Annotated in this window: 5 protein-coding genes; all 5 read left to right on the top strand. The window is 63.5% G+C overall.

Features of this window, described 5'->3' with window-relative positions:
- Positions 1–283 precede the first annotated feature (283 nt).
- The 5 genes from AC0L3I_RS34715 (at position 284) to AC0L3I_RS34735 (ending at position 6498) form a co-directional block, all read left to right on the top strand.
- Positions 284–1834, top strand: coding sequence for a hypothetical protein (locus AC0L3I_RS34715; protein ID WP_473529932.1), 1551 nt, complete (start codon positions 284–286; stop codon positions 1832–1834).
- On the top strand, positions 1831–2733 hold the full coding sequence (locus AC0L3I_RS34720; RefSeq protein WP_473529933.1) for a terpene synthase family protein: 903 nt from the start codon (positions 1831–1833) through the stop codon (positions 2731–2733). The genes AC0L3I_RS34715 and AC0L3I_RS34720 overlap by 4 nt, the downstream gene beginning before the upstream one ends.
- Positions 2734–2818: 85 nt before the next feature.
- On the top strand, positions 2819–3871 hold the full coding sequence (fni, locus tag AC0L3I_RS34725; protein ID WP_473529934.1) for a type 2 isopentenyl-diphosphate Delta-isomerase: 1053 nt from the start codon (positions 2819–2821) through the stop codon (positions 3869–3871).
- Positions 3872–4276: 405 nt separating this feature from the next.
- Positions 4277–5929: an MFS transporter gene (locus AC0L3I_RS34730; RefSeq protein WP_027033423.1), complete on the top strand. Its 1653-nt coding sequence runs from the start codon at positions 4277–4279 to the stop codon at positions 5927–5929.
- A gap of 356 nt (positions 5930–6285) precedes the next feature.
- Positions 6286–6498 carry a cold-shock protein gene (locus AC0L3I_RS34735; RefSeq protein ID WP_473529935.1) on the top strand — a complete coding sequence of 71 codons (213 nt, stop codon included), beginning with the start codon at positions 6286–6288 and terminating at the stop codon, positions 6496–6498.
- The last annotated feature ends 1451 nt before the right edge of the window (positions 6499–7949 follow it).

A 7949-nucleotide genomic window follows, 5' to 3' on the forward strand; every position in this document is an offset into this window, starting at 1 on the left:
TGTGCCGCTGCGATCGATCGGCCGGCGTGAGCGGTGCATGCTGCACTGTGTCCAAGTCGGCGGCGGCGATCGCAGCGGTTGCCCAGCACAGCCGCGGCGCACGCGGCGCGCTGCGCGCAAGCCTATGCGGTGGACCGGCCCCAGCATGGGGCGCGTCGCCGCGCCGGAGCAGGGCGGCCGTCCGGCGCTGCCCGTGCGCCGGGCCGCGACGGGCCTGCGGCGACGTGCGCGGCGTCTGCTCGATCCTGGTTCCCGTCAACTGTCTGCAGAAGGAACATACCGCGTGGACGCGCTCTCCGAACAGATCCTTTCCGAATTGCGCCACCTGCTGATCGAGATGAGCGACGGCGGCAGCGTCGGTCCGTCCGTCTACGACACGGCGCGAGCTCTGCAGTTCCACGGCAACGTCGCCGGTCGGCAAGACGCATACGCGTGGCTCATCGCGCAACAACAGGCCGATGGCGGATGGGGAAGCGCGGACTTCCCGCTGTTCCGCCATGCGCCCACCTGGGCGGCGTTGCTGACATTGCAGCGTGCCGATCCTCTTCCCGGCGCTGCCGACGCAGTCCAGGCTGCAACCCGGTTCCTCGAGCGCCAGCCCGATCCCTACGCGCATTCGGTGCCGGAAGACGCGCCGATCGGCGCGGAGCTGGTCCTGCCGCAGTTGTGCGGCGAGGCCGCATCCTTGCTGGGCGGCGTGGGGTTTCCGCGCCACCCGGCGCTGTTGCCGTTGCGGCAGGCGTGCCTTGTCAAGTTGGGGGCGGTGGCGACGTTGCCGAGCGGCCATCCGTTGCTGCACTCCTGGGAAGCCTGGGGAACGTCGCCGACCACCGCATGCCCGGACGACGACGGCAGCATTGGCATCAGTCCGGCGGCCACCGCCGCGTGGCGTGCGCAAGCCGTAACACATGGGAGCACGCCGCAGGTCGGGCGCACCGACGCGTATCTGCAGGCGGCATCGCGGGCGACGCGCAGCGGCATCGAAGGTGTCGTTCCCAACGTCTGGCCGATCAATGTGTTCGAGCCATGCTGGTCGCTGTACACCCTGCATCTGGCCGGGCTGTTCGCGCATCCCGCGTTCGCCGATGCCGTGCGCGTGATCGTCGCGCAGCTCGACGCCCGCATGGGCGTGCGCGGTCTGGGCCCGGCCTTGCACTTCGCAGCCGATGCCGACGACACCTCCGTTGCGTTGTGCGTCCTGCGCCTTGCAGGTCGCGACCCGCCGGTCGATGCGTTGCGCGATTTCGAAATCGGCGAGCTATTCGTCACCTTCCCCGGCGAGCGCAATGCCTCGGTGTCGACTAACATCCATGCCCTGCATGCGTTGCGACTGTTGGGAAAGCCCGCCGCCGGCACCAGCTACTACGTCGAGGCCAATCGCAACCTGCACGGTCTATGGGACAACGAAAAATGGCACGTTTCGTGGCTGTATCCCACCGCGCATGCGGTCGCTGCGCTGGCGCAAGGCAAGCCCCAGTGGCGCGACGAGCGCGCGCTGGCGGCGCTGCTGCAGGCGCAGCGCGATGACGGCGGCTGGGGCGCCGGTCGCGCATCCTCATTTGAGGAAACCAGCTATGCGCTGTTCGCGTTGCACGTGATGGACGGGAGCGAAGAGCCGACAGGGCGCCGGCGCATCGCGCAGGCGGTGGCGCGTGCGCTGGAGTGGATGCTCGCCCGCCATGTGTCGAATGCATTGCCGCAGACGTCGCTGTGGATCGGCAAGGAACTGTATTGCCCCACCCGGGTCGTGCGCGTGGCCGAACTCGCCGGGTTGTGGCTGGCGCTTCGTTGGGGGCGGCGCGTCCTGGCCGAGGGAGCAGGAGCGGCGCCATGATCCCGACCGAACGCGCGCTGCAGCAGGTGCTGGAGTGGGGGCGTTCCCTGACAGGGTTCGCCGACGAGCATGCCGTGGAAGCGGTCAGGGGCGGCCAGTACATCCTGCAGCGCATCCACCCGAGCCTGCGCGACACCAGCGCCCGCACTGGCCGCGATCCGCAGGACGAAACGCTGATCGTGGCGTTCTATCGCGAACTGGCGCTTCTGTTCTGGCTCGACGATTGCAACGACCTTGGCCTGATCGCGCCGGAGGAGCTCGCCGCGGTGGAGCAGGAGCTGGGGCAGGGCGTGCCGTGCGCGCTCCCCGGATTCGAGGGCTGCGCTGTGCTGCGCGCTTCGCTGGCCGCGCTCGCCTACGATCGTCGCGACTATGCTCAGCTTCTCGACGATACCCGGTGCTACTGCGGGGCGCTGCGCGCCGGACACGCGCAGGCGGCAGGGGCAGAAAGCTGGTCCTACGCCGAGTACCTGCACAATGGCATCGATTCGATCGCCTACACGAACGTGTTCTGTTGCCTTTCGTTGCTGTGGGGGTTGGACATGGCGACCTTGCGTGCGCGTCCGGCGTTTCGCCAGGCCCTGCGGCTCATCTCCGCGATAGGGCGCCTGCAGAACGATCTGCATGGACGCGACAAGGACAGGTCGGCCGGCGAGGCCGACAACGCGGCGATCCTGCTGCGGCAGCGCTATCCGGCTATGCCTGTGGTAGAGTTCCTCAACGACGAGCTGGCCGGCCATACGCGCATGCTGCACCGGGTGATGGCGGAAGAACGCTTTCCCGCGCCGTGGGGACCGTTGATCGAGGCCATGGCGGCCATCCGCGCGCAGTACTACCAGACCTCGACCAGCCGCTACCGCAGCGACGCTGCGGGGGGAGGCCAGCGTGCGCCCGCCTGAACGGCGTGATGTGGCTGCGTGCGCGCCGCTGCCGTCGGTCCGATCCGACGCAACGCCGTCGCCCGATGCGACGGATGGAGCGAGCATGAGCAATAGCGACACCGCCCCGAGCCGGCGCAAGGACGACCATCTGGACATCGTGCTGGATCGGCGAACGGCGCCGGCCACGGTCGCCGCCGGCTGGGAGTACATCCGTTTCGAACACTGCGCATTGCCCGAGTTGGACCTGACGCAGATCGACCTGCGCGCCTCGCTGCTGGGCAAGACCATGCGCGCCCCGCTGCTGATCAGCTCCATGACCGGCGGCATGCCACGCGCCGAGGCCATCAACCGGCATCTGAGCGAGGCAGCGCAAGCCTTGGGGATCGCCATGTGCGTCGGTTCGCAGCGCGTGAGCCTGCAATCCCGCAACTCCCATGGGCTGACGCGCGCGCTGCGCCGCCTGGCCCCAGACATTCCCTTGCTGGCCAATATCGGCGCCGCGCAACTGCGCGAGGCCGACGGCCTGGACCTGGCGCGCCGGGCGGTGGATGCGCTGGAGGCCGATGGACTCATCGTCCATCTCAATGCGCTGCAGGAAGCGGTACAGCCGGAGGGCGACCGCGACTGGCGCGGCGTCCTGGCGCAGATCGCTCGCGCCGCGCGCAGCGTGGACGTGCCGATTGTGGCCAAGGAAGTGGGGTCGGGCCTGTCCGCCTCGGTGGCCTGTGCGCTCGTCGAGTCGGGCGTGGCGGTGATCGATGTCGCCGGCGCCGGCGGCACCAGTTGGGCCGCGGTGGAGGGCGAGCGCGCCCGCGATGCCGCCGACCGTGCAGTGGCGATGGCGTTCGCCGATTGGGGGATTCCGACCCCAGCCAGCGTGCAGGCGGTACGTCGGGCGCTGCCCACGGTGAAGCTAATCGCGTCGGGCGGGATCCGCGACGGCGTCGACGTGGCCAAGGCCATCCGCCTGGGCGCGGACATCGCCGGGCAGGCGGCCGGCGTGCTGCGCGCGGCGACTGTGTCCACCGAGGCGGTTGTCGCGCATTTCGAGATCGTCATCCGTCAGTTGGCCGTCGCCTGCTTCTGCACCGGCTCGGCTGATCTGGCGGCGTTGCGTCAGGCGCGCTTGTTGCCCTCTCATCTGCCCGCCGATTGATACCGGCGTCTCCCGCACGTGGCGGCGGGCGCCTAGCAAGCTGCTGAATACCTACGCCAAAGATAGACTACTGATCCACCTTGGCGAGGCGGTTCAATGCGCGGGAGCTCGTGATCACCAGAAGGGAAGTCGATGCCCAGGACGTGGCTTGGTTGGAGACGCCAAGGATCGTCAAACTGACGATTCTTGTAACGTGGTCGGGGATCGACAACGACAGGATCGAACCAGTCTCGTCACGCATAGCGGAACGATCGCGCCAGAGGAAGCATTCGGTTCTGCCACAGCATCGGCCAGGCAAAAATAACTTGCGTTGCGCAGATAAAATGCCCTGATCCTGCCATTCCTCCAGAGCACGTGGGCGGGGAGAAATCTCATACAACTGGCAGCGAAGGGAGGCTCGGCCCAATGAGCGGGGTGGCGCGTGAAGAAGTTAATCCGGTGTCATCGGCAACGTTTGCGCCGCTCGAGAATTCAACTTTCCGTCCGATCTGGATTGCCACACAAGTATCCAGTCTAGGGTGGCTGATTCAAATGGTTGCCATCAGTTGGCTGATGGCGACCATTTCGACATCGGATGTGATGGTCGCCTTGGTGCAGGCTTCGACAACCTTGCCCACATTCCTCCTGTCAATTATCGCCGGCGCCCTAGCGGACAATTACAGCCGCCGCAATCTCATGTTCGCTGGCTGGTGCGTGATAGCATTGTCCTCGACGATGCTGACTGTTCTTGCAGGTCTCGGAATTTTCAATCCATGGATGGTTCTTGCATTCAGCTGTTTGGCCGGAGTAGGCGCCGCTTTCACCGACCCCGCCTGGCACGCGTCGGTTGGCGATATCCTGCGAAAGCGCGATGTTCCGGCCGCCGTCACGCTTATCTCGGTCGGATATAACGCCGTCCGAAGCATCGGTCCCGCTCTCGGTGGCGTCGTCGTTGCTTCCTTTGGCCCTTTGACGGCTTTCGCAGTGGCGACGCTTACATATCTGATGCTGCTGTGGACCATAGGGCGCTGCAAATGGCATGTTCGCTCGTCACCGCTGCCGAGTGAACCATTGACCACGGCGATCCATGACGGAGCGCGCTTCACTGCCCTGTCATCGGAAATCAAGGCAGCAATTGCCCGCGGTGCCCTTTTTGGGCTGACGAGCATCTCTATACTAGCGCTCTTGCCTCTCGTCGCCCGCGATCAACTGGGGGGAGGGCCAGTCGTTTACGGCATCCTGATGGCCGGCTTCGGGACCGGCGCCTTGTTCGCCGGCATCTGCAACAACATTCTGAGACGGAGGCTGTCCCAGGAACGTTTGACGACACTGTCGTGCATCGCCTGTGCGGCTTGTTGTCTATCGCTTGCTTTCACCCCCTCGGTGGCGGTGGCGGCTATCGCGCTGGCGCTCGGCGGCGCGGGCTGGGTCGTGACCTGGACCGGGCTGGACGTAAGCGTCCAGTTGGCGAGTCCGAGGTGGGTCGTTGGTCGCACGCTCTCGATCTATTATGCCCTTTCATCCGGCGGCATCGCGGCTGGCAGCTGGCTGTGGGGTACGGTGGCCGAGAGCTATTCGCTGAGCTCGGCTCTGGAGCTTTCAGGTGGCGCGCTGCTGCTGGTCGCTGGCACCGGCTTCCTGCTGCCCATCCGTCAATGGAAAGATTCCGATCAGGCTCCTCTTGGCTTCGAAACGCCTCAGGTTGCCCTGGATTTGAAGCCCCGAAGCGGGCCGATCGTCGCCAAGATCGAATATTCAATACCCGAAGCAAATGTCGAAGCGTTCCTGGAGCAGATGCGGGAACGGCGGCGAGTACAAAGCGGCGTTGGTGCGCGACACTGGAATCTCCAGCGCGACCTCCAGCAGCCTTCGCGTTGGACAGAAACCTTCCGCACCCCGACCTGGATGGACTACCTTCGCCTGAACCACCGCCTTACGGCAGCCGACAAGGAGTTGGACCAGCGTCTCCTCGCATTGCACCTGGGAGAGCTTCCTCCTCGAACCACGCTTGCGATCGAGCGGCCGACTGGAGCTGGCCGCAAGCGGGACCAATCGATGCGGTTCTTTTTCCGGCGTTGACATCCGTCCAGGCGTCCGCGCTGGTGAGACAGGATGGGTTGGAAACGAGCCAACGCTCTCACCATCCGTTTTGCAGATCGGCTTCGATCCATTCGGGTGGTTGCCGAGCCGGCATACTGGGCGGCTCAGACGTATCCTTGTCGGAGAGATTCCTCGGCACTCGAGCGTCTTGCAGCGCGTTGCGCTCAAGCTCACCGGCACCTGTTCAGTGCGTTCCCAAACAGAGCAATGGCTTTTCGCGCCGCAACCCCGAGGTGGGTAATTCTGGTTTTTGCTGGGTTTAACTCTACGAAATATGAACAGGATCGGCTTCACGGCCCGTCTGGTTCGCACTGGCCACAGAGGAATACACAGATATGGCGACCGGAACAGTGAAGTGGTTCAACAGCACCAAAGGTTTTGGCTTCATCCAGCCCGATGACGGCGGTCAGGACGATTTCGTCCATATTTCAGCTGTAGAACGGGCTGGACTTTCAAACCTCGTTGATGGGCAGAAGATCAAGTACGAGATCGAGCAGGACCGCCGTAGCGGCAAGTCCTCCGCAGGTAGTCTCAGCAAGGTAGGCTGATTTTCTCGTCGGACCCGCAGAGCGCGAAGGATAAGTCAAGCCGAAGGTACCATCGTCATTCGCGGGGCGTATCGCGACGGACTCTCTTATACGAGACGATCCTGATGCGTCACGCAAACGGTGAATCACGAACGCTCTCGCCGCAAACCCCTTCCGCCCGGAAATCTGCCCCGGTTACGGCTCTCGGCGTATCCCAGAGTTGGGAGAAGCTTCTGCCAGACTACAACTGTAACCTCATATCGGTTTAGCAGGTCAAGCGTCGGTGGTACCCTGATCGGGTAACTTAACGACTTTGGAGGCCGAGCAATGGATCGCGATAACAAACGGGCACGCGCAGCTGCAAGTTCATCCCAGGACGTGGGGAATCGCAGTACCCTCCGTGACCTTCCATACGGACCATTGACCGATGTTGCAGAACGGCTGGTAAGCGCTAACCCGCGCGATACAGCGCGAAATCTTGGGACCTTCAAAGAACTCGGGAGGCGAGAGCGCATAGCCGTTCGGGGCACTCGAACCGAGCCAGAAACTGACCTCGCGAAGTTTGAAACGCGGACCAATCAGCTTGGACGATCAGCCGTCGATCTGGGGGATAAATTGACTGCCGGGTTGGGACACACCTCGGATGAAGTAGCATTGGAGCAATTCAGAGCAGTCAGTAATGTGTCTCATTACCTTCGGCCAGAGACACAAGATAGTATTGTTAATCGCATTGGCAACATGGACCCACCTTCGCAAGCTATCGGAGCGCTTTACGCTGCGCAAAACTTCAGCAAGTTTAACGCTGAAAATAAAGCTCGCATTTTTGATCAGGCCGCTGAATTGGCTACCGATCCGGATGGCCACGTCAGGTCGACAGCATCCAATGCTATGTACGCGATGTATCACCAGTTAGATCCAAATCAACAGGCCCAAGCTCACTCAATTCCCGGCATGCAAGACATCTTGCCGCAGATGCCTCCTCCGCGGCATGCAGCAGAGGAACGCAGTGCGGATCTGGACGCCCACATAGCAGGTATTGGGGCTGCAGTCCGTGATACAGTTGGCCCGCAAACCTCCCACGAACAGCTGCAGCGGGGTGGTCAAGTCGGCCGGGACATAAGCCACTCCTACAATCACGCCCGAGAGGATCTAATGGAGGCTAGGAGAAGCAGAGATCGCACCGGCCGTTGAGGTCTCGGCCATGGCAGTAACGCTTCCTCTCCCGAATTCCGTTCACGGCCTTGCTGTTTCCAATTCCCTGGCCGTCGACGTAGCTGCTTAGTGAAACTTTCAAAATCCACGTCTGCCGGGTGGCGCGATGCAAGCATCGCACCACCCGCTGCGGCATCGATCTGTCGAGCGTCGGCATCGCGACCTCGGTTCGGTGTCTGAAGCAAGCGCAGCATCAGCACGGCTAATTCGGCCATGGAACAATGTCTTCTACAAAAACGACGTCCCCCAACATAGCCATT

The sequence above is a fragment of the Mesorhizobium sp. WSM4840 genome (genome assembly GCF_055811755.1).